Below are 22,844 nucleotides of genomic sequence, written 5' to 3' on the forward strand. Positions count from 1 at the left end.
CGCCACGGTGTCGACATTCTCCATGTCGGGATGAGTGCATAGTTGCTAATCGATTGTCGATGCCGACGATGTCCAACGGAGGTAATTCCGTTGAGCAATCCCACGATCTCTCGCCGTCACTTCGGCCTGGGAGCCGCAACATTCGCGGTGCTGCTGGCCGGTGCCTGCGGCTCCGACAGCCCCGATGGCGGCCCCAGCGCCGCCTCGGACGGCCAGGGCGCCGAGAGCGGCGGCAGGCTGACGTTCGCCTACAACTCCGATGGGCCCCACAAGGACTGGGTCGAGGCCGTGTGCAACTCCGTCAGCAACACGCTGGGCATCTCCATGGAGCCGCTGCCCTATGCCCAGTTCTCCGAGCTGCGCCAGCAGATCACCGACCACACGATCGTCGGGGCCTTCCGCGCCGGGTGGCAGGCGGGCTACCCCTCCATGGAGGACTTCCTCGACGGCCCCTTCCAGACGAACGGGGGCGCGAACGACGCCCAGTACTCCAGCACCGCGTTCGACGACCTGATGGCTCAGGCCGCCGCGGCCAAGGACGATGCGGAGTCGAACGCTCTCTACGTGAAGGCTCAGGAGCAGCTCTTCGCGGACCTGCCGGCCATCCCCCTGTGGTACCAGAACGGCTTTGGGGGTTACTCCAAGAACGTCAGTGACGTGACCTTCAACTGGCAGGCCATGCCCAGCTACGAGTTCATCACCACCACGAACTCCGACGGCTTCGTGCGCGCCAACAACTCCGAGCCCCAGAACCCTCTGCTGCCCGCCAACACGAATGAGACCGGCGGCGGCCGCATCGTCGATCTGATCTTCGCGGGCCTGGTCGCCTACGAGAAGGACGGCACCGTGACGAACGAGGTCGCCGAATCCATCGAGACCTCCGATAATCAGACCTTCACGGTCAAGCTCAAGGACGGCTGGACCTTCTCGGACGGCACCCCGGTCACCGCCGACTCCTTCATCAAGGCCTGGAACTACGGCGCGCTGATGTCCAACGCTCAGCTGTCCAGCTACGCCTACGAGCTCATCGAGGGCTACTCCGCGGAGAAGGACTCCGAGCTGACCGGACTGGCGAAGGTCGATGATCTGACGTTCACGATCAAGCTCACCGCCCCGGCCCACGACTTCGTCAAGCGTCTGGGGACCTCCGCCTTCTACCCACTGCCCGAATCCGCCTACGCCGACATGGCCGCCTTCGGCGAGAAGCCCATCGGCAACGGCCCCTACACCCTGACCGAGTGGGTGCACGACTCCCAGGCCGTGCTGGCCAAGAACCCCTCTTACCAGGGCGTCCGCCTGCCCAAGAACGAGGGCATCACCTTCATCTTCTACACCAGCTACGACGCGGCCTACAATGATCTGCTCTCCGACGCCGTTGACGTGATCGATGCCATTCCTGATTCGGCCCTGGCCTCCTTCCAGGACGAGCTCGGCGAGCGGGCCGTCAATGAGCCCGGCGCCCTCATCCAGAACTTCATCATCAATGTCAATGCCGAGCACTGGAAGATGGACGACGAGGGCCGTGCCCGGCGGGCGGCGCTGTCCCGCGCCATCAACCGCAAGCAGATCTGCGACACCCTGTTCTACGACACCCGCACACCCGCATCGGACTTCACCAGTCCCACCATCCCCGGGTGGAAGGACTCCGTGGCGGGCAACGAGGTCCTCCAGTTCGATGAGGCCGAGGCCAAGCGCCTGTGGGACCAGGCGGAGGCCATCTCCTCGTACTGACCTCGGTCCGGTTGCCCGCCCGGCCGCCCGCCGGCCGGTCATCCGGCGGGGCGGCTCGGCCCAGTCGTCCTCTCGGCCGGCCTCAGGCCGGCTCCGGCGCGACGGTGCTCCAGCTAACCCGGGAAACCGCCGCCGCACCGGGCGCCGTGCCTGAACGAGAGCCCCCGGAACCCTCTACGTTCGTCCGTTCCCATCCTGCTCTAAGGAGATGCCGATGCTCCGCTACGCCGGACGCAGGCTTCTGCAGATGATCCCCGTGTTCTTCGGGGCCACGCTGCTCATCTACGCCATGGTCTTCGCCCTGCCGGGCGATCCTGTCGCCGCCATGGGCGGTGAGCGCGCCCTGAACCCCGATCTTCAGGCTCAGATACGCGCCCAGTACAACCTGGATCAGCCCTTCCTCGTCCAGTACTTCCTGTTCCTCAAGGGGCTGGTGACCTTCGACCTGGGCACCACCATTCGCGGGTCCAGGCCGATCGTCGATGTGCTCGCCGGCGCCTATCCGGTCACGATCAAGCTCGCCCTCATGGCGCTCGTCTTCGAAGCGGTGGCGGGCGTCGGCATCGGGCTCTTCGCCGGCATGCGCAAGGGCGGGATCTTCGACGCCACGGTGCTGATCCTGTCCCTCGTGGTCATCGCCGTCCCGACCTTCGTCATCGGCTTCCTCCTGCAGTTCTTCATCGGCGTCAAGCTCGGATGGCTGCCGACGACGGCCGGAGGCTCTCCGGGGTTCAAGGAACTGCTCATGCCCGCGATCGTGCTCGGGGCGGTCTCCCTGGCCTACGTCCTGCGCCTGACGCGCACGGAGGTGGGGGAGAATCTGTCGGCCGACCATGTCCGCATGGCGCGCGCCAAGGGCCTATCGAGCCGTCGGGTCATGGTCGTCCACGTCCTGCGCAACTCGCTGGTGCCGGTCGTCACCTTCCTCGGCGCGGATCTGGGCGCGCTCATGGGCGGAGCCATCGTGACCGAGGGGATCTTCAATATCGACGGCGTGGGCGGCACCCTCTACAAGGCCATCATCAATGGGGAGGGTCCCACGGTCGTCGCCTTCACGACGGTGCTCATCCTGGTGTTCATCATCTCCAATCTGATCGTTGACCTTCTGTACGCAGCCCTGGACCCGAGGATCCGCTATGCCTGACAACCTCGACATTCCCGACAGCACTGAGAGCGCTGACAACACCGACAGCGCCGACAGCTCCGAGAGCACTGACAACGCCGACAGCACTGAGAGCACTGAGGGACAGGACCAGAAGCCGCTCGAGGCTCAGACCCACGAGCAGCCCGAGCCTGAGGCTCGGTGGCCTCGGCCGTCCGACGGCCCCCGCGCCACCGGTGCCACCGGTGCAACCGCTGTCCGTATCGGGCAGGAGCACTTCGTCGCCGATACCGATGAGCAGGGGCTGGGCGCGGTCGATGCCGTCGCCGACGACTCCGCCCCCTCCTCGATGTGGGGGGAGGCGTGGAAGCAGCTGCGCCGTCGCCCCATCTTCTGGGTCTCCGCCCTGCTCATCGCCGTCGCCGTCCTGCTCGCCGTGGCCCCCGGACTGATCGCCCGCGCCACGCCCACCTACTGCCAGCTCAACAACTCCTACGGACCTCCGACCGTCCAGCACCCCTTCGGCTTCGACCGGCAGGGCTGCGACATCTTCGCCCGGACCATCTACGGCGCCCGCGCGTCGGTGACCGTGGGCGTGCTCACGACGCTCCTGGTCACGCTGCTGGGCGGACTCATCGGCGCTCTCGCCGGGTTCTTCGGGGGCTTCTTCGACGCGCTGCTCTCGCGCATCACCGACGTGTTCTTCGCCGTGCCCTTCGTGCTGGCCGCGATCGTCGTCATGCAGATGTTCAAGGGCAGGTCCTCCATCCTGACCGTCGTCGCCGTCCTGGCGCTGTTCGGATGGCCGCAGATCGCCCGCATCACCCGGGGCGCGGTCATGAGTGTCAAGAACGAGGACTTCGTGACCGCCTCGGTCTCGCTCGGCAGCGGACGGCTCGCCATCCTGCTGCGCCATGTCCTGCCGAATGCCGCCGCTCCGATCATCGTCACCGCCACCGTCGAGCTCGGCATCTTCATCGTCGCCGAGGCGACGCTGTCCTTCCTCGGGATCGGGCTGCCGGCCTCGGTGGTCTCCTGGGGTGCGGACATCTCCACGGCCAACGTGGCGCTGCGCGACCACATCTCCGTCCTGTTGTACCCCGCGGGCGCTCTCGCGCTCACCGTGCTCGGCTTCGTCATGATGGGCGATGTGGTGCGGGACGCCCTCGATCCGAAGGCTCGCAAGTGACTACCGACAACACCGCCGTTGATGCTTCTGAGGCTTCTGCCGCCTCCGCTTCTGCCGCTGAAGACTTTGCGCCCGCTGAAGCGCCGCTGCTGCGCATTGAGAATCTCGAGGTGGCCTTTCGCTCCTCGACCGGGATGGTTCCGGCCGTTCGCCAGGCCAATCTGACGATCTACCCCGGGCAGAGCGTGGCCATCGTCGGGGAGTCGGGCTCTGGGAAGACCACCCTGGCCAATGCCGTCATCGGCCTGCTGCCGGGGACTGGGCGGGTGACCGGGGGTCGCATCCTGTTCGATGGCGAGGACATCGCGCACGCCTCCGACAAGCAGATGCAGCGTCTGCGCGGCAGCGAGATCGGATTGGTCCCCCAGGACCCCATGACCAATCTCAACCCGGTGTGGTCCATCGGCTTCCAGGTTCGTGAGGCGCTGCGCGCCAACGGGCTGGCGGGGGTGGCGGATGACCGTCTCGCCAGGCTCGCCGCCGGGCAGGAGGCCCCGGATGACTCCGACGTCTCGGATGGGGCCTCTTCGGAGGGATCGGGGGGATCGAGAGGGCAGGGCCAGAGCCGGATCGCCACCGCCGAGCAGGTGGCGCTTCTGCTCGAGGACGCGGGACTCCCCGACGCCGCCCGACGCGCCAAGCAGTATCCGCACGAGTTCTCCGGAGGCATGCGGCAGCGCGCCCTGATCGCCATCGGCCTGGCGGCGCGCCCCCGGCTGCTCATCGCCGATGAGCCGACCAGCGCCCTGGACGTCACCGTCCAGCGTCGCATTCTGGACCACCTCGGGCGCCTCATCCACGAGCTGGGAACGGCGATGCTCTTCGTGACCCACGACCTCGGCCTGGCGGCGGAGCGGGCCGAGCACGTCGTCGTCATGCACCGCGGCCGCATCGTGGAGTCCGGGCCGAGTCTGGACGTGCTCCAGAACCCGCGCCACCCCTACACCCGCCGACTCGTCGAGGCGGCGCCGTCGCTGGCCTCTCAGCGCATCGAGGCGGCCCACGCCGAGGGCATCCAGGTCGCGGAGGACGAACTGGGCGTTCACGAGATCGCGAAGGACACTCCCGAGATCCTGCGGGTCGAGCATCTGACCAAGGTTTTCGACGTGCGCGGCGCCAAGGGCGCGGACGCGCATATCCGGGCCGTTGACGACGTCACCTTCGGAGTGCTCCGAGGCACGACGACGGCGCTCGTCGGCGAGTCCGGCTCGGGCAAGTCCACGGTGGCGAACATCGTCCTCAATCTGATCGATCCCACCGAGGGCAAGGTCTTCCACAACGGCGTCGACCTGTCGACTCTGGGACCCAAGCAGCTGTTCGAGCTGCGGCGCATCATGCAGCCGGTGTTCCAGAACCCCTATGGCTCCCTGGATCCGATGTACTCCATCTACCGGATCATTGAGGAGCCGTTGCGGGTGCACGATGTGGGAGGTGGTCAGGAGCGCAGTGAGCGCGTCGCCGAGCTTCTCGACATGGTCGCCCTGCCCCGCTCGGCCATGCGGCGCTACCCCAATGAGCTCTCCGGGGGCCAGCGCCAGCGCGTGGCCATCGCCCGGGCTCTGGCCCTGAGGCCCGAGATCGTGGTGCTGGACGAGGCCGTCTCCGCCCTCGACGTGCTCGTCCAGGCGCAGATCCTGCGACTGCTGGCGGAGCTTCAGCGAGAGCTGGACCTGACCTACCTCTTCATCACCCACGACCTGGCGGTCGTGCGGCAGATCGCGGACGACGTCGTGGTCATGGAGAAGGGGCGGGTGGTCGAGTCCGGCCATGCGGATGACTTGTTCGCCCACCCGCGCGAGACCTACACCCGCGAGCTGATCGACGCCGTTCCCGGCTCCAGAATCGCGCTGTACGGGGCGTGAGCCGTGCGGAGCATGAGCTGTGCGGAGCATGAGCTGTGCGGGGCATGCGGAGTTGTGCGGGGCGTGAGGGTATGAACGAGGGCTGAGGCCGTCGCGGGCGGCTCCCTTCGCCGAGATCGGTCGCATTCCGCATCGAGATCGGTCGTAACTCGGCTCGAGATCGGTCCGGTTCCGCGTCGAGATCGGTCCGGTTCCGCATCGAGATCGGTCCAGGGGAGCCCGAGTACGGGCGGGGCGGATCATGAACGTACCTTTCCGGCGTGAACGTACTTTTCTCTCATCCTTCTGCGGGTTGAGCTCAGAAGGATGAGAGAAAAGTACGTTCACCTGCCGAAGTTCCGTCGGCGTCGTAAACCGTCACCAATGGTCGGGGTGCGGCCTGCTTCGCCTACCGGCTCCAGATCGGAATCGATCACCTGAGGCTGGGCCTCAGCAGGGGATCGCGGAAGCGTGAGCGGGCGCACAGCGTTCGTGTCACCCCCGTCATGGCGACTGCTGAACGGCAGCCTCTACCCTTGCCCCGCTGTGCGCCAGCGGTGGGCCCGCGTCTCGACCGTGCTCCGGCGCCCCTCGGACGGAAGAAGTGCCTCACATGACTGTGCGCCAGGATCTGCGCAACGTCGCCATCGTCGCCCATGTCGACCACGGCAAGACCACCCTCGTCGACGCGATGCTCTGGGAGGCGGGCGCTTTCGGCGCCCGCGCCACCGAGGAGACCACCGGCGAGCGCGTCATGGACTCCGGCGAGCTCGAGCGCGAGAAGGGCATCACCATTCTCGCCAAGAACACGGCCGTCCACTACCGCGGTCCTGCGGCCGTGGCCGCCGGGCTCCCCGAGGGCATCACCATCAACGTCATCGATACTCCCGGGCACGCCGATTTCGGCGGTGAGGTCGAGCGTGGCCTGTCCATGGTGGACGGCGTCGTCCTGCTCGTGGACGCCTCGGAGGGGCCCCTGCCCCAGACGCGCTTCGTGCTGCGCAAGGCCCTGGCCGCCAATCTGCCGGTCATCCTCGTGGTCAACAAGGTGGATCGCCCCGACTCGCGCATCAGCGAGGTCGTCTCCGAGTCCACCGATCTGCTGCTCTCGCTGGCCTCCGACCTGTCCGACGAGCAGCCCGACATCGACTTGGAGGCCGTCCTCGACCTCCCCGTCATCTACGCCTCCGCCAAGGCCCGCCGTGCCGACACCGCCCAGCCCGCCGACGGCGAGCTGCCGGCCAGTGAGGATCTCGAGCCGTTCTTCCGCACCATCATCGAGCGCATCCCCGGCCCCTCCTACGATGAGGGAGCTCCTCTTCAGGCGCATGTCACCAACCTGGACGCCTCGCCCTTCCTCGGCAGGCTGGCCCTTCTGCGCATCCACAATGGCGCTCTGCACAAGGGGCAGACCGTGTCGTGGGCCCGCCATGACGGATCCCTGTCCACAGCGCGAGTCTCCGAGCTGCTCATCACCGAGGGTTTGGACCGCCGGCCCGCCGAGGAGGCCCATGCCGGAGATATCGTCGCCATCGCCGGTATTGAGAACATCACCATCGGAGAGTCCCTGGTGGACCCCGACGACCCGCGTCCGCTGCCGCTGATCACGGTGGATGACCCGGCCATCTCGATGACCATCGGCATCAACACCTCTCCCATGGCCGGGCGTACCAAGGGGGCCAAGGTCACAGCCCGTCAGGTCAAGGACCGCCTGGATCGCGAGCTGGTCGGCAATGTCTCCTTGCGCGTGCTGTCCGCCGGACGCCCTGACGCATGGGAGGTCCAGGGGCGCGGCGAGTTGGCCCTGGCGATCCTGGTCGAGCAGATGCGTCGCGAGGGCTTCGAGCTGACTGTCGGCAAGCCGCAGGTCGTCACCCGCACGATCGATGGCAGGCGGCATGAGCCGGTCGAGCGCACGACCATCGACGTTCCCGAGGAGTACCTGGGCGCCGTCACTCAGCTCATGGCCGCCCGCAAAGGCCGCATGGAGACCATGATCAACCACGGCACCGGATGGATCCGCATGGAGTTCCTCGTCCCGGCGCGCGGTCTCATCGGATTCCGCACGCAGTTCCTCACGGAGACTCGCGGTACCGGTATCGCCTCATCCATCGCCGAGGGCTACGAGCCCTGGGCCGGTCAGATCGTGGCCCGCACCACGGGGTCGTTGGTCTCCGACCGTGCCGGGGCCGTCACCGCCTACGCCCTCATCCGCCTGCAGGACCGCGGCACGTTCTTCGTCGAGCCCGGCCAGGAGACTTACGAGGGCCAGGTCGTCGGCGAGAATCCGCGCAATGAGGACATGGACGTCAACGTCGTGCGCGAGAAGCAGCAGACCAACATGCGCTCCGCCACGGCCGATTCTTTTGAGGGTCTGGTGCCGCCGCGTAAGCTGACCCTGGAGGAGGCTCTCGAGTTCGCCTCCGATGACGAGTGCGTTGAGGTCACTCCGGATGCGGTGCGCATCCGCAAGGTCATCCTCGACTCCCAGGAGCGTTTCAAGGACGCTGCCCGCCGCCGCCGTGCCAATGCTTGAGTAAGAATGCGACTATGACCGACGACGTCCCCACTTCCGACGGCACCCGTCACACCGAGGAAGCCGTGAATATCCCGCAGGTGACCGATCCCCGTACCTCCTCGCTCGAGGATATCGCCCAAGTTCTCAGCGCCAAGACGCCGGATATCGCGGATGACCCGCACCCGGAGAAAGTGGACTCCAACGGTGCGGGGCCTGCTGAGGGCTCTACGGCCGAGGCCTCATCGGCCGATGCGGATACCGATGACGCTGACACCGAGACTGAGACTGGCTCTGAATCGGACGCCGAGTCGGCCGCAGGGGATGGGCCTGAGCCTTCCGATGAGGGGGAGGCCGAGTCGGACCAGGACGATGCTCCGGTTGAGGAGGCGGAGGCTGAGGCGCCCCAGGAGGGCGATGCTGTCGTCAGGTCGGGCGACTCGAAGGATGAGCTCTCCGAGGGGGAGTCCGTCACCGATGAGGACGCGCAACCCGAAGCCGATGGTGCTGAGTCCGACTCCGATACTGATCCCGAGTCCGAGGCTGCTGAGGGCGCTTCCGAGTCTGTGGACGATGCCGGTGAGGGCGAGTCTGCTGCCGAGTCCGAAGAGTCCTCGTCTGCGGATGAGGCCGAGGTGGTCGAGGAAGCTGCTGAGCCGGAGACTGAGGCGGCCGAGCCCGATGAGGACGAGGGGGACGGTGCTTCGGCGGAGGATTCGGAGGTGACCGAGTCGGACGTTGAGACAGGCGAGACTGAGGAAGCTGAGTCGGTCGAGGCTGAGGCGGATGAGTCTCAGGTCGGTGAGGGCGAGTCTGCTGCCGACTCCGGAGAGTCCTCGTCTGCGGATGAGGCCGAGGTGGTCGAGGAAGCTGCTGAGCCGGAGACTGAGGCGACCGAGTCGGATGAGGACGAGGAGGACGGTGCTTCGGCGGAGGATTCGGAGGTGACCGAGTCAGACGTTGAGGCAGGCGAGACTGAGGAAGCTGAGTCGGTCGAGGCTGAGGCGGATGAGTCTCAGGTCGGTGAGGGCGAGTCTGCTGCCGACTCCGGAGAGTCCTCGTCTGCGGATGAGGGCGAGGCGGTCGAGGAAGCTGCTGAGCCGGAGACAGAGGCGGCCGAGCCCGATGAGGCCGAGGAGCACGATTCCGAGTCTGTGGACGATGCCGGTGAGGGCGAACCCACCGAGCCCGACGCGCCAAAATCATCTGAGAAGGAGAGCGAGGCATCCGAGGAGGAGCCCCAGGCCGGCCAGGCCGCCGCTGACGGGACCCCGCAGGACGGCTCCGCGGTGGAGGCTGAAGAGGCGGAGGCCGAAGAGGCGGGGGCGGAGTCGAAGGATGCCGTCGCGGCTCCGGTCGGCGAGGCCCTGGCCGCCATGTCGGCGCCCACACCGGCCGAAGCCCCTCAGTCCGACGAGACCTTCGGGTCCGTGGACGATCAGCCCGGTGCCGCTACCGACGAGGCTGAAGCCGATGAAGCTGATGAGTCTGAAGCTGACGAGGCCGATGCGGCTGGGGCTGCCTCTGGAGACGATGCCGCGCAGAGCGAGCCGGCCAACGGAGAGGATTCTCCGGAGGGGGCCGCCGAGGGCGAGCCCGCCGTCGACGAGGATGAGAATGCGCAGTCCGAGCCCGAGCCCGCTGATGGCGAGAGCACGGATTCCGAACCCGAGGACGAGACCGACGAGACCGCTGAAGAGTCCGCATCCGTTGATGAGGAGGCTTCGCAGGACGGCTCCGCGGTGGAGGCTGAAGAGGTGGAGGCCGAAGAGGCGGGGGCGGAGTCGAAGGATGCCGTCGCGGCTCCGGTCGGCGAGGCCCTGGCCGCCATGTCGGCGCCCACACCGGCCGAAGCGCTTCAGCCCGACGAGATCCCCGCCCCCGCAGGCGATGAGCCCGCTGCAGACGAGGCCGCCCGCACCGCTGGTGCTTCCGACTCGTCCGGCTCTTCCGACGGCGCCGCCCCCGCGGCAGCCGCCGACTCCACTTCCGCCAAGGTGAAAGCGGCTCTCGCCAAAGCCAAGGCGGCATTGACGGAGCTGCTGCACGGTCGCGGGCCGGGCCGCGGCATGATGGCCTGCATCATCGGCCTGGGTCTGCTGGTCCTGATCTGGGGAGGCGCCGCCATCGCCACCACCCAGCACATCTTCGCCGGATCGACCGTTTCCGGCGTCGATGTCGGAGATATGAGTCCCGCTGAGGCGCGTCAAGCGGTGGACGACCAGGTCGGCGCCGCCCTGACGTATCCCGTCATCCTCACCGTCAACGATTCCACCGATACGCTCGTGCCCGCCGACTCCGGTGTGGCCGTGGACGCCGACGCCAGCGTTGACCGTCTGGTCGGCCCCACCCTCAACCCGGTGACGCTCATCAAGCGTCTGAGCGGCAGCGATGTCGACGCCGTCACCACCGTTGACACCGAAGCGCTCACCGCCGCTCTCAATGAGCGGCTCGACACGCTCGCCACCGGTACGGCCGACGCCGTCGTCACCCTCGACGGCACAACCCCCGTTGTGACCCCGGGCGCCACTGGCACTGGCCTGGACGTCGACGCCTCCGTGAAGTCCTTAAGCGCGGACTGGCCCCTGGGGCAGGAGGCCATCGCCCTGGCCAGCGGCACCGCGAAGCCGGCGATCACCGACGAGGACGCCCAGACATTCGTCGATTCCGTCCTCACGCCCCTGCTCGCGGACGACCTCACCATCACCGCCGTCGGCACGAGCGCTGAGAAGACCGCCACCGGCAAGCAGCTCGTCCTCTCGCCCGAGCAGATCGCGAGTCTGACCACCATCTCGACCACCGATGGCGAGCTCTCCGCCGTCCTCGACTCCCAGCGGCTTCACGACGACCTCATCGCCGCCATGGGGCCGATCGAGACGCAGGCCGTCAATGCGGGCTGGACGATCGACGGTTCCGCGACCGGTGCGGCCGGGGCCAAGCCCCAGTATGTGGCCCCGTCCTCAGGCGAGGGCATCGACATGGCGGCTCTGACCCAGCAGCTCATCGACACGGGAACCACCAAGTCCGCATCCGCCGACCGCACCGTCGCCATCCCCATGACCACCACTGAGCCGGACACCACCACCCCTGAGGCGGACTGGGGCATTACCGAGGTCACCGGCGAGTTCGCCACACCCTTCAACTCCGAGCCCGGCCGCGATCAGAACCTCATACGCGGCGCCGAGCAGATGAATGGTCAGGTCGTCATGTCCGGGCAGACCTTCTCCGTCGAGGAGGCGCTCGGCCCGGTGGACTACGAGCACGGCTTCACCGATGCGGGCGTCATCTCCAACGGCCAGCACGTCGATGCGCTGGGAGGCGGGCTCTCCCAGATCGGCACCACCATGTTCAACGTCGGCTTCGAGGCCGGCATGGACGATGTCGAGCACCACCCGCACTCCTACTACTTCGACCGGTACCCGGCCGGGCGCGAGGCGACGCTCTGGACCGGCCAGAAGGACGTCAAGTTCACCAACTCCACTCCCTACGCGGCGCTCATCCAGGCCTGGGTCGCCGACGGCCAGGTCCACACCCGCATCTGGTCCACGCACTACTACGACGTCTCCATCACCAGCTCCGAGCGCTACAACTACCGGCCCGTCCAGACTCTCACCCGCCCGGCGGGCTCAGGATGCCAGTCGTACTACGGCGGGAACCCGGGCTTCGACATCACTGTCACCCGCACCCGCACAGCTTCTGACAAGACCGTTCCCGACGACGTCCTGACCACCACCTACGACGCCGACAACAATATCGAGTGCACGGGGTCCGCCAAGCCCTCCCAGTCCCTCCAACCCGGATCCTCAACGACGGATCAGGGCCGCAGCAGCTGGGAGGCGGCGCCGCAGCCGATCGGCGAGGCCGATACGCCGGCCGCCGGAGGGGTGGCCGCTCAACCGCAGCCCGCTCAACCTCAGGACGCCACGGGCGCGGAAGAAAATCTGCCGAGGGCGCCGGAGGGCTCCTCGGACGGGGGCTCCCCGGCCGGAACGCCGTAGCCTCCGCATCGTCTCCGCTTCTCCACGATCTCCGCCATCCCTGTATCCCTGTGGCGGTTCTCCGGGTTTTGTGCACTTACTGACGCAAACCCACACATGTGGGGCCTATAACCCTTAAAATGGTTGTGGATAGCAATATCGTAACATTTTGATCTCACCGTCGTATCGGCGGGCGTGGCTGCTGGCGTCCCACTACGCTTGTCTGGGCGATGGAGCATCGTTGTCCCCTTCCTATGAGGAGAACGTATATGACTGTGACGACATCGGACCGTTCCGTCGTTCGCAACGCTTCGGGTCTCCCGGCGGAGGCGGGGCCCGCTCGGCACCACGCGGCTGCCGAGGCCGATGCAGCGCGCCACCGCGCTCCCGCCTCTGGGGGTGCCGGGGGAGGGGCGGGACACCGCGTCTCGCCCTCGGTCGTTCCCGCCTCCGAAGCCGGATTCCAGTCCTACTCCATGTTCTCGGGGTCCCGTCCTGCCGATGCCGTCCCGGTCTATCGCACGGCGGGTCACAGCACGGGGACCCAGCCGACTGTTCACAGCGCCCGTGGTGCTCATAGTGCGCCTAGCACGCCCGGTGCCGCAGACACCGGCGGAGCCTCCGCGTCGGGCGGGGAGTCCGCCCGTGCTCCTCGACGCTCCCCCTCCCAGGACAGGCCGGTGCGCCCGGCCTCCGCCAAGGCTCCCGGCTCTCGGACTCCCGGTCCGCGGCCTGCTGCCGCTTCGGGCGGCAGGGCTGCGTCAGCGCCCCGCCCCCGTCCGTCCGGGTTCGGCTCCGGTACTGGCTCCAGGGGTGGCGAGCCTCCATCTCCCGGACGCGCGGCAACCGGTCAGCAGCCCGCAGTCCGGCCCCGCCCCGCTGCAGCGGCGGCTGCGACGCCTGCGCCCACGGGGCCTGCAGGACCCGACCTGTCCACCACAGAGGCGGAGCTCAGTGCTCTGCTTCTCGGCGGAGCCCCGGCTCGTCGTGAGACGAAGTCGGAGGCCCAGACGGGGCCTCAGAAGGCCACCACCGCTACTTCATCGGCTCCCGCGGCTTCTGGGCGTTCCGCGGCCTCGAATGTCGGCGTGACGGATCGCTCCCGGGCTGTGTCTCCTGCCTCCACCTCCAGCCGCCCCACAGCTTCTGGGCGTTCCTCGGCTCCGTCGGCCTCGTCCGCTACCGGCGGGCGGGCGAGGTCCGCCGCGCCCGCGACGCGGACGACTGCCACCCCCACGACTAGTGGACAAGCGGCTCCCTCAGCCGCGTCAGCCCCCGGCGCTGCGCGTCGTCGTCCCGTGTTCGCGCCGGGCGCCTCATCGGCGCCATCCGCCGGCACCGGTTCTGTCGGCATTCTCCCCTCATCGGCCGGGGCGGACGCCTCGGGGACGGCGACATACCGAGTGGTCGTCGCCAACCAGCAGGTCGCCGTGACTGCCGCTCACGATGCTCCCGGTGCGTCCCGCGTCGCCTCTCCGGCTCGCGCTGCCTCTGCGCCGCTGCGGACCACGGGGCAGATTCCACCAATGGCGCCTGCGTCTCCGGCGTCGTCGCCCTCCTCACGATCCGCGGCCTCTGCTCCTTCGGCGTCGGCCGCCCCGCACAGGCCGGTAGTGACGGGAGCCGCGTCGGCCGCGTCGGCCAGGTCGGCATCGGCGCCGTCATCTGAGACGGCCTCCCAGCCCGCGGTACCCGCGCGCGCCGCCTCTGCCCCGACGACACCGGGTCCACAGGGGCGTGAGGTGTGGTCCAGGGGAGAGGACCTCACCTGGGTCACACTCTCGGATGCCTCCAGGAATGTTCAGGGCCGCTCGAGCTCCCGACGTGACGCGATCGCAGACAGCAAGGTGAAGAGGCGGGGAGTTCCGACGGCGGTGAAGGTCATGGCGATCGTCTTCATCGTCTTGCTGGTTGTGCTGGCGGGCCTGATCTGGGGCCTGCCCATGGTGCTCGGTCCGGAATTCTCGCTGACGAACATCGTCGGCTCCCTGCTCGGCTCCTCTGCGACAGGCGCCTCTCCTCCGGCCGGAGTGCTTGCCTAGAGGGCTGAGGCGACAGCGCCATAAACGGATGACTCGGTCCGCGCTCCAGGATCCCGGACCGGATTCGGTTCCCTTCTCATGACGAAATAAAGCGGCGCGAGCCCCCATATTCTCGTGCTCAGGCCCACGTTTTCAGCCTATTGGGCGGTGCGGGGCCGCGGGGCAATACTGTGGCCATGGTTGCGTTGCCGTCCGCCGCGACGCGTTCCAGGAGAAGAGGAATCCACCCATGACCTACGTCATCGCCCAGCCATGTGTCGACGTCAAAGACCGTGCATGTGTGGACGAGTGTCCGGTCGACTGCATCTACGAAGGCGAACGCTCCCTGTACATCAACGCCGATGAATGCGTTGACTGCGGCGCCTGCGAGCCCGTGTGCCCCACCGAGGCGATCTTCTATGAGGACGACGTCCCCGATGAGTGGGAGGACTACACGCGCGCCAACATCGATTTCTTCGAGCTGCAGGGGCTGGGTTCTCCCGGCGGTGCCCAGAGTGCCGGTCCCCAGCCCTACGACGATCCGATGGTCGCCGCTCTTCCCCCGCAGAACGAGGACTATCGCGAGGCCAACGGACTCGACTGACGTGCGCGCGAGGTTGCACACTCGGTTGCGAATCGTCCTGAGCAGAACCGCGGAATCATGAGGAAGTGAGATTCCAGCGGCAGTCCGAGTAAGACTCCCATGTGCAGGAATCGCCGATGCGTGTCAGGGGCCGGAACGGCAGCGCGTGCCCGGTGCGTCATGGGGGAGAATCGGACGCGTGACTGCCGCGCCCGACATGCCTGATACGCCCGATAGGCCTGGTTTGCCTTCCGATCTCCGTCTCACCCTGCCTCGGCCGCTCACTCTGCCCGATTTCCCCTGGGACACCCTGAAACCCGTCCGTGCCCTCGCCGCTGCCCACCCGGACGGTGTCGTCGACCTGGCCATCGGCACTCCCGTGGACGACTCGCCCGATATCGCTCGCACCGCTCTGGTGGCGGCCTCCAACGCGCCCGGCTACCCGGCCACCGTCGGCACATCGGCCGTCCGCGAGGCCATCATCGCCTGGATGGAGCGTCGGCGCGGGGTGCGCGGCCTGACCGATGACGCCGTGATCCCCACCATCGGCTCCAAGGAGTCGGTGGCCCTTCTACCGCTGCAGCTCGGTGCCGGTCCCGGGGATGTCATCGTTCACCCGCGCGCCGCCTACCCCACCTACGACGTCGGGGCGCGTCTGGCCGGCGCCACCCCCGTGCCCGTCGACACCGATGCGGATCCCGACACCTGGGAGCTGCCCGCCGGCCCCGACGGTGCCCCCGCCGCGCCGGTCATCGTGTGGCTCAACAGCCCCGGCAACCCCGACGGCCACGTCCTGGGCGTGGAGCAGCTGGCGCGCATCGTCGCCTGGGCGCGGAGCCGCGGGTCCATCGTTATCGCCGACGAGTGCTATGCAGAGCTCGGCTGGGCCGAGCCGTGGGCCTCCGAGGGCGTGCCGAGTCTGCTGGATCCGCGTGTGACCGCCTCCGTCGATGGTACAGAGGATGATCCGGTCGGGCTCCTCGCCCTGTACTCCCTGTCCAAGCAGTCGAACCTGGCCGGCTACCGGGCCGCCTTCCTGGCCGGCGACCCCTATCTCGTCAAGGCGGTCACCGAGGTGCGCAAGCACTCCGGCCTGCTCGTGCCCGCCCCGGTTCAGGCGGCCATGGTCGCCGCCCTCAACGACGACGCCCACGTGGCGGTCCAGCGGGAGACCTACCGCCGACGTCGGGAGGCGCTCCTGGAGGCCACGGCCGCGGTGGGCCTGACCAACGACCCGGCCTCGGTCGCCGGCCTCTACCTGTGGTTGAAGGGTCCCGACTCCATGAGCACCGACCTGTTGGGCGCCTTCGCCGAACTCGGGATCGTTGTTGCTCCGGGAGACTTCTACGGCGAGGCGGGCGCCGAGCGGATTCGCATGAGCCTGACCGGCACCGACGAGCGGGTGGCCGCCGCCTGCGAGCGCCTGCGTTCTGCGCGGGCCCGGGAGCTGTTCACCTGAACGGTGCGGCGAGCGAAGCGCTCGAGATCGGTCGCATTCCGCGTCGAGATCGGTCGTACTCCGGCTCGAGATCGGTCGTACTCCGCGCCGAGATCGGTCGCAGTCCGCCGTGAGATCGGTGCTGCGCCTGTTGCGTCGGCTCGCCGTCACGATGCCGCCCGCATGGCGGCCGGCACGGATCTGCTGCCGCTTGCTCTCGGCTCATGAGGAGTTCTTTTGCCCGCAGTCCGGCTCCCGGCAACGCCGTAGGCCGGGAGCCCGTAGAGTTACCCCAGATGCGGGACCGAGGCTCACTCGCGATGAGCTAGGGTGCGGCAGCGCCGACGTCGTCAGCCCTTGAGGAGGCACCATGACCGACATGACCATTGACCCCAACGACCTGGATGTTCCGGGCGAGCTCACCGTCGGGGGGGTCGGCCTGGAGCTGCCGCGAGTCCACTCCACCGAGGGGTCCGACGGCCTGGGGGTCAGCAGGCTGCTGGGGTCCACCGGGATGGTCACCCTCGACCCGGGCTTCACCAACACCGCCTCGTGCACCTCGGACATCACCTACATCGACGGCGGCGCCGGCATCCTGCGCTACCGCGGCTATCCGATCGCCGAACTCGCCAAGTCCTCGTCCTTCCTCGAGGTCGCCTATCTCCTCATTAACGGCGAGCTGCCCGACGCCAAGACTCTCGAGCGCTTCGAGCGCCGCATCGGACGCCACCGCCTCCTGCACGAGGACTTCCGCAGCTTCTTCACCTCCTTCCCCTCCTCCGGGCATCCCATGGCGATCCTTCAGGCGGGCATCGCCGGTCTGGCCACCTACTACGAGGACACCCTCAACCCGCACGACCCCTACGAGCGCGAGCTCGCCACGGTGCTGCTTCTGAGCAAGATGCCGACGATGATCTCCTACATCGCCCGTCGCGCCATCGGCCTGCCACTGCTCTACCCGGATTCCAAGCGCGGCTACGTCGAGGACTTCCTCAACATGACCTTCGGCATGCCCGACCAGACCTACGAGATCGATCCTGCGGTCATCAGGGCCCTGGACATGCTGCTCATCCTGCATGCCGACCACGAGCAGAACTGCTCGACCTCCACTGTGCGCCTGGTCGGCTCCTCGGACGCCAACATGTACGCCTCCGTGGCGGCCGGAGTCGGGGCGCTGTCGGGGCCGCTGCACGGAGGCGCCAACGAGGCCGTCCTGCGCATGCTCGACATCATCCAGGCCGAGGGCATGACGACGACCGAGTTCGTCCGCAAGGTCAAGAACAAGGAGGACGGGGTGCGCCTCATGGGCTTCGGCCACCGCGTCTACAAGAACTACGACCCGCGCGCCGCCCTGGTCAAGGAGACCGCTCACGACGTCCTGAACCGCCTGGGCAGCGAGGACGGGGACCGCAAGCTCGAGATCGCCATGGAGCTGGAGGAGGTCGCCCTGTCCGACGAGTACTTCGTCTCCCGCAGTCTCTACCCGAACGTCGACTTCTACACGGGCCTGATCTACCAGGCCATGGGCTTCCCCACGAAGATGTTCACGCCGCTGTTCGCCCTGGGGCGCCTGCCCGGCTGGATCGCCCAGTACCGCGAGATGATCTCCGACCCGGCCAAGCGCATCGGCCGTCCGCGCCAGGTCTACACCGGTGAGATCGAACGGCACTACATCGCCATGCGTCGTCGCAAGCGCGCCGCCGAGTACCCCGGCACCCGCGTGGGAGAGACGAGCCTGGACCACGTCAACAAGGTTTGAGAGGTCAGAATGAGGAGGCCGAAGACGCCTTCGCCGCTGTTTCTCACGGTAAGGCCAGGTTAAACTCGCCTTCATGAGCGAGAAGTCCGCCTCCGAGGTTCCCCTCCCGTACGCCGACCGCCCCATCGCCACCGCACCCGGTCACTGGGTCCTCGCCCGCGCGGGCAAACGCGTCCTGCGCCCCGGGGGCGCCGCCCTGACCGCCGACATGCTCGCCCACGCCCGGCTTGCGGGAGCCGACGTCGTCGAGCTCGCCCCCGGACTGGGGCGCACCGCCGCCGAGATCGTCGCCGCCGCCCCCGCCTCCTACACGGCGATCGATCGCGACCCGCAGGCGGCGGCCCGGGTCTCCGCCGTCGTCGGGGACCGCGGCAGCGTCCGTCAGGGGGAGGCCGCCGATACCGGTCTGCCGGACGACAGCGCGGACGTCGTCGTAGGCGAGGCCATGCTCACCATGCAGGGGGACAAGGCCAAGGCGGCCATCGTCGGTGAGGCCGCTCGCGTCCTGCGATCCGGGGGTCGCTATGCGATTCACGAGCTCGGCGTCGCCCCCGACGACATCGACGAGGAGTACTACACGCAGCTGCGCCGGGACCTGGCCCGGTCCATCCACGTCAATGCCCGCCCCATGACCGCTGCCGCCTGGCGCAAGCTCATGGAGGATGCCGGACTGGAGGTCGATTGGGTGGGCACCGCTCCTATGGCGCTGCTCAAGATGGGCCGTAACCTGCGTGATGAGGGTCTTGGCGGCTCGCTGAGGATCATGCGCAACGTGATGGGGGACAAGGAGCTGCGGGCCCGGATCCTGCAGATGCGTTCAGTGTTCACCCGCTACGAGAAGGACATGGTGGGCATCGCCGTCGTCGCTCACAAGCCCTGATCGCTTCCCTTTCTTTTCGCCGAGATCGGTCGAGTTCCGCGTCGAGATCGGTCCGGGCGACCGATCTCGAACCGGAAACGGACCGATCTCGACGAAGGAGGGGAGGCGCGCTACTGGTTGGTGTGTAGGAGGCTGTTGAGCTCGATGCCCTTGCCTCCGCGCGCCAGCGCCTCCACGGCGCCGGACTGCGAGTTGCGGCGGAAGAGCACATTCGAGGCGCCCGCCAGCTCACGGGCCGACACCACGCGCGGCTCCTTGAACAGGCCATGCGGACCCGGCACCACGCCGCCCGAGGGCAGCACGGAGACCTTGGTTCCGGCCGTCAGATACAGCCCCGCCTCGACGACGCAGTCGTCGCCCAGCGGAATGCCCAGTCCCGAGTTGGCACCCAGCAGGCAGCGCTCGCCCAGCGCCACGCGCTGGAGGCCGCCGCCCGAGAGCATCCCCATTGTCGAGGCGCCGCCGCCGACGTCGGAGCCGTCCCCGATGATGACGCCCTGGGACACCCGGCCCTCCACCATGGAGCGGCCCAGCGTGCCGGCGTTGTAATTGACGAAGCCGGAGTGCATGACCGTCGTCCCCTCCGACAGGTAGGCGCCCAGGCGGACATTGGCCGCATTGCCGATGCGCACGCCCGAGGGCAGCACGTAGTCGGTCATGCGCGGGAACTTGTCGACCGAGTCCACCTGCACCGCGTGGCCGAGCTTGGCGCGCAGGCGGGTGCGCGTGACCTCGAAGTCCTCGGCGGCGCAGGGTCCGACGGAGGTCCACACGACATTGGGCAGGCGGGAGAAGACCCCGTCCAGGTTGACCGTATTGGGCAGGGCCAGACGATGGGACAGGATGTGGAGGCGCAGGTAGGCGCCCGCCACCGTCTTCGGGGCGTCGTCCAGGTCGGCCCAGCTGCGCACGACGGTGGTGTGAACTCCACGTGCGGCGTCCTTGCTCTCCATGGCCGACAGAGTGGTGAGCAGGTCGGCGTCGCCGTCGGCGGGCTCATCGCCCAGGATCGGCCTCGGGTACCAGACGTCGAGGGTGTTGCCGTCGTCGGTCACGGTCGCCAGGCCGAGACCCCATGCTCTGCGAGTCGTCATGGTGCCCAACCATACGGGACGAGGTCTCGGTGCGCCCCGGAGCGACCGGCATCCGGGCGGGTCCGGCGCAAAGCGGCAAGGGCTTGTCCACGGCGGCGGCCTAGAATCGTCGAGGGTGGCGAAGGTCGGGAAAGATCCGCATGATTCCAAGGCTGTCAGGCCTGCACCGGAGGAATCCGGGGGCTCTAAGCCGCCGCCGTGGACAAGCGGGCAGCGGGCACTGCGGCTGCGAGGAATACCGCCGCCGCGGTGCCGACGGCGAGGTGGAATCCGGTGAGGAACGCGCCGCCGGTGATCATCGCTCCCAGAACAGCCACGCCGATGACGCTTCCGGTCTGCCGAGCCGCGTTGATGACGCCACCGGCCAGTCCGGTGTATGCGGGCGGTGCCGAGGCCACCGCTGCGGACGTCGCCGCCGGCATGGCGAAGGCCATGCCGAAGCCGCCGGCAAAGGTTAGGAGCGCAATCAGTGGATACGGCGTGCTATCCGTGACCACAACAAGACTTCCGAATCCCGCTGCGCCTGTGAGAAGGCCGATCAGCATCGTGGCGGGTGCCCCGATGCGCGCCGTGCTGAGTCCTCCGAGGGGAGAGGCGATGATCGCGCTGCAGGCCTGCGGGGCGAGCGCGAGGCCCGCGAGCCAGGGGGCGTAACCCATATAGCTTTGGAAGAACAACGAGAGGACGAAGAGCTGGCCGAAGAAGCTGATGTTCAGCGCCATGCCGACGAGCACAGAGACCGTGAACCGGGCATTCTTGAACAGTGATGGGGGAAGCATCGGATCGTCAGCATGATGCTCGACGAGGGCGAATCCCCCGAGTGCGATCGTCCCGCAGCAGATCGCCGTGATCGACGTGCCGCTCCAACCGCTCTCTCCGCCGCTGATGACTCCGTAGGTGATCGAGGCCAGGCCCACGACGGACAGGACCTGCCCCGGTGGATCGAACCGGCGCTCATGCTGCGCGGCTCGTGCGACCGGCGCGCCCACTGCGGGCGACGAACGAGCGATAAGCCGGAAGGCGACCACGAGGAAAGGAACAGCCGCCCAGAACACGGCCCGCCAACCGATCCAGGAGACCAGCGCTCCTCCGAGCACCGGCCCCACCGCGGCTGCGATCCCTCCCGCTCCTCCCCACAGGCCGATCGCCCGCGCTCGGGCACTCGGGTCCTCGTAGATCGCCGAGAGCAGCGCCAGTGAGCCGGGCACGATGGCGGCCGCGCCCGCCCCCTGAGCCGCTCGTGCGGCGATCAGCGGTCCACTGGCGGGTGCGAGTGCGCACGCGGCTGAGAACCCGCCGAATACGAGGAGGCCGAACCTGTAGACGGTCCGGGCGCCCAGTCGATCGCAGGCCGCTCCCGACGTCAGTAGAAAAACCGCGAACATGAGCGTGTAACTGTCGACAACCCATTGCAGGGAGGCGGTCGGGGCATTCAATTCCGCACCGATATCACCCAGCGCCACATTGACGATGGTGGCGTCCAGCATAACGATGAAGAATCCGAGAAGGACGGCGATGAGCGCTTCGCGCTGACGCAATGCAATCAATTGTTATTCCACCTTCCGCGGAGTGCCGGTCCGGAGCCTGTTGAGAAGATCCTGCCGGAAGGCAAGATAATGCCGGTCTTGTTCGGCACCGGCCGAACAGTCGGGAATCTAAGTTGTTGATTCCAACGGGTGTCGGGCGGGCATGCGGCTTCCTTTCGTCGAGTCGGACGTGAACCGATCTCGAGGAAATCTCGGCGAAGGGGGCGGCGGTGCTGCGTGCTGGCCGGGTGCGCGAGTGGAGCGCGCTGGAGCGTGAACGTACTTTTCCAGCGTTAACGTACCTTTCTCGCATCCTTCTGGGGGCAGAGGTCAGAAGGATGCGAGAAAGGTACGTTAACTCGGCGAACCTCCGTTGACGTTGAGCGCGTCGCCCACACGCCGCACGCCCGCTGCCCCGGAATCAGTCATCAACCAGTCACCAACCAGTCATCTAGGATCGGAACATGCTCTCCCGCACTTTTCCGGAAGCGGTCCCGGATATTTCTGCGATTGCGACTGTGCTGGCGGATCGCTCGCGGGCGGCCATGTGCGCTGCGCTCATGGACGGCCGCGCGTGGACCGTCGGCGAGCTCGGCGCGTACGCCGGGCTGGCACGATCGACTGCCACTGAGCACGTCGGCGTCCTGGTCGGTCGCGGTATCGCCGTCGATACACGGCAAGGGCGTCACCGGTACATCAGCCTCGCCGGTGACGACATCGCCCGAGTGATTGAAGCGCTCGGCGTCGTCACCGAGGACACCCTGCCCACCCCGCCGAGCCTCAACGCCTGGACGGCCAACAAGCAACTGCGACAGGGCCGCACCTGCTACAAGCACCTGGCCGGTCGCCTCGGCGTCGGACTCACCGCCCGGTTCAGGGCCCGCGGCCTCGTCGACCGGAACTGGCGGCTGACGCGGAACGGAGAAGAGCTCCTGACCACCTGGGGCGTCCTGCCGGGAGAGAGCAGTACGGAGAATCTCGTCACGCCGTGCATGGACTCCACCGAGCGCCGCTTCCACCTCGCCGGGCCTCTGGGCACGGCGATCTGCCGGATCTTCTTCTCCCGCGGGTGGCTCGAACGCCTCGGAGCCACCCGCGCGGTGCGTCTGACCCCGGCGGGTGGCGCGATCCTCCGCGATGCCGGCCTCGACCCCGGGGAGTACGGGTCCGCTCTCTGAGCAGCCCGGC

At 67.9% G+C, this 22,844-nt stretch carries 16 protein-coding genes; 12 read left to right on the forward strand and 4 right to left on the reverse strand.

The annotated features are described in order from the left end of the window. Positions 1–90 precede the first annotated feature (90 nt). The 6 genes from W5W_RS0112460 to W5W_RS15320 all read left to right on the forward strand — a co-directional run bounded on the left by W5W_RS0112460 (position 91) and on the right by W5W_RS15320 (position 12,376). Positions 91–1,731 (forward strand): ABC transporter substrate-binding protein, encoded by a 1,641-nt coding sequence (locus W5W_RS0112460; RefSeq protein WP_017195630.1) that lies wholly within the window; start codon positions 91–93, stop codon positions 1,729–1,731. A gap of 214 nt (positions 1,732–1,945) precedes the next feature. Continuing rightward, positions 1,946–2,875, forward strand: coding sequence for an ABC transporter permease (locus W5W_RS0112465; protein ID WP_008730878.1), 930 nt, complete (start codon positions 1,946–1,948; stop codon positions 2,873–2,875). Beyond that, positions 2,868–4,022: an ABC transporter permease gene (locus W5W_RS15025; RefSeq protein ID WP_017195631.1), complete on the forward strand. Its 1,155-nt coding sequence runs from the start codon at positions 2,868–2,870 to the stop codon at positions 4,020–4,022. The genes W5W_RS0112465 and W5W_RS15025 overlap by 8 nt, the downstream gene beginning before the upstream one ends. Next, entirely contained in the window at positions 4,019–5,884 is a 1,866-nt protein-coding gene (locus W5W_RS0112475) for a dipeptide ABC transporter ATP-binding protein (protein ID WP_017195632.1), read from the forward strand. Before W5W_RS15025 ends, W5W_RS0112475 begins: the two co-directional genes overlap by 4 nt. 592 nt (positions 5,885–6,476) lie before the next feature. Continuing rightward, positions 6,477–8,399, forward strand: a complete 1,923-nt coding sequence (gene typA / locus W5W_RS0112480) for a translational GTPase TypA (protein WP_008730870.1) — start codon at positions 6,477–6,479, stop codon at positions 8,397–8,399. Positions 8,400–8,413: 14 nt separating this feature from the next. Then, positions 8,414–12,376, forward strand: coding sequence for a VanW family protein (locus tag W5W_RS15320; RefSeq protein WP_017195633.1), 3,963 nt, complete (start codon positions 8,414–8,416; stop codon positions 12,374–12,376). 997 nt (positions 12,377–13,373) lie between these two features. Here the strand turns inward: W5W_RS15320 and W5W_RS0112490 are convergent. Both W5W_RS0112490 and W5W_RS0112495 read right to left on the reverse strand, forming a co-directional pair. Continuing rightward, on the reverse strand, positions 13,374–13,709 hold the full coding sequence (locus W5W_RS0112490) for a hypothetical protein (protein WP_154650352.1): 336 nt from the start codon (positions 13,707–13,709) through the stop codon (positions 13,374–13,376). A gap of 87 nt (positions 13,710–13,796) precedes the next feature. Further along, entirely contained in the window at positions 13,797–14,123 is a 327-nt protein-coding gene (locus W5W_RS0112495; protein WP_154650353.1) for a hypothetical protein, read from the reverse strand. 115 nt (positions 14,124–14,238) lie between these two features. Here W5W_RS0112495 and W5W_RS16235 point away from each other — a divergent pair, with 115 nt between their 5' ends. The 5 genes from W5W_RS16235 to W5W_RS0112525 all read left to right on the forward strand — a co-directional run bounded on the left by W5W_RS16235 (position 14,239) and on the right by W5W_RS0112525 (position 19,036). Beyond that, a complete protein-coding gene (locus W5W_RS16235; RefSeq protein WP_017195636.1) occupies positions 14,239–14,397 on the forward strand; it encodes a hypothetical protein in 159 nt (52 codons plus the stop codon). A 229-nt stretch (positions 14,398–14,626) separates the two neighbouring features. Continuing rightward, a complete protein-coding gene (fdxA, locus tag W5W_RS0112510) occupies positions 14,627–14,980 on the forward strand; it encodes a ferredoxin (protein ID WP_008731774.1) in 354 nt (117 codons plus the stop codon). 196 nt (positions 14,981–15,176) lie between these two features. Continuing rightward, positions 15,177–16,418 carry a succinyldiaminopimelate transaminase gene (gene dapC / locus W5W_RS0112515; RefSeq protein ID WP_050980403.1) on the forward strand — a complete coding sequence of 414 codons (1,242 nt, stop codon included), beginning with the start codon at positions 15,177–15,179 and terminating at the stop codon, positions 16,416–16,418. A gap of 349 nt (positions 16,419–16,767) precedes the next feature. Beyond that, positions 16,768–18,156, forward strand: coding sequence for a citrate synthase (locus tag W5W_RS15035; protein WP_008731737.1), 1,389 nt, complete (start codon positions 16,768–16,770; stop codon positions 18,154–18,156). Between the two features lie 73 nt (positions 18,157–18,229). Next, positions 18,230–19,036 carry a class I SAM-dependent methyltransferase gene (locus tag W5W_RS0112525; RefSeq protein WP_017195638.1) on the forward strand — a complete coding sequence of 269 codons (807 nt, stop codon included), beginning with the start codon at positions 18,230–18,232 and terminating at the stop codon, positions 19,034–19,036. Positions 19,037–19,146: 110 nt separating this feature from the next. Here the strand turns inward: W5W_RS0112525 and dapD are convergent, their stop codons facing one another. Then, positions 19,147–20,130, reverse strand: coding sequence for a 2,3,4,5-tetrahydropyridine-2,6-dicarboxylate N-succinyltransferase (gene dapD, locus W5W_RS0112530; RefSeq protein ID WP_017195639.1), 984 nt, complete (start codon positions 20,128–20,130; stop codon positions 19,147–19,149). Between the two features lie 185 nt (positions 20,131–20,315). Then, the gene (locus tag W5W_RS0112535; protein ID WP_008731746.1) at positions 20,316–21,677 is read right to left on the reverse strand and encodes an MFS transporter; all 1,362 of its coding nucleotides are present in this window, start codon (positions 21,675–21,677) and stop codon (positions 20,316–20,318) included. A gap of 443 nt (positions 21,678–22,120) precedes the next feature. On the opposite strand from W5W_RS0112535, the gene W5W_RS0112540 reads away from it, so the two are divergent. Further along, positions 22,121–22,834 carry an ArsR/SmtB family transcription factor gene (locus tag W5W_RS0112540; protein WP_008731744.1) on the forward strand — a complete coding sequence of 238 codons (714 nt, stop codon included), beginning with the start codon at positions 22,121–22,123 and terminating at the stop codon, positions 22,832–22,834. Positions 22,835–22,844: the final 10 nt, after the last annotated feature.

Origin of the sequence: Actinomyces massiliensis 4401292 (assembly GCF_000269805.1) — a bacterium.
In the GTDB taxonomy this organism is placed as follows: Bacteria; Actinomycetota; Actinomycetes; order Actinomycetales; family Actinomycetaceae; genus Actinomyces; species Actinomyces massiliensis.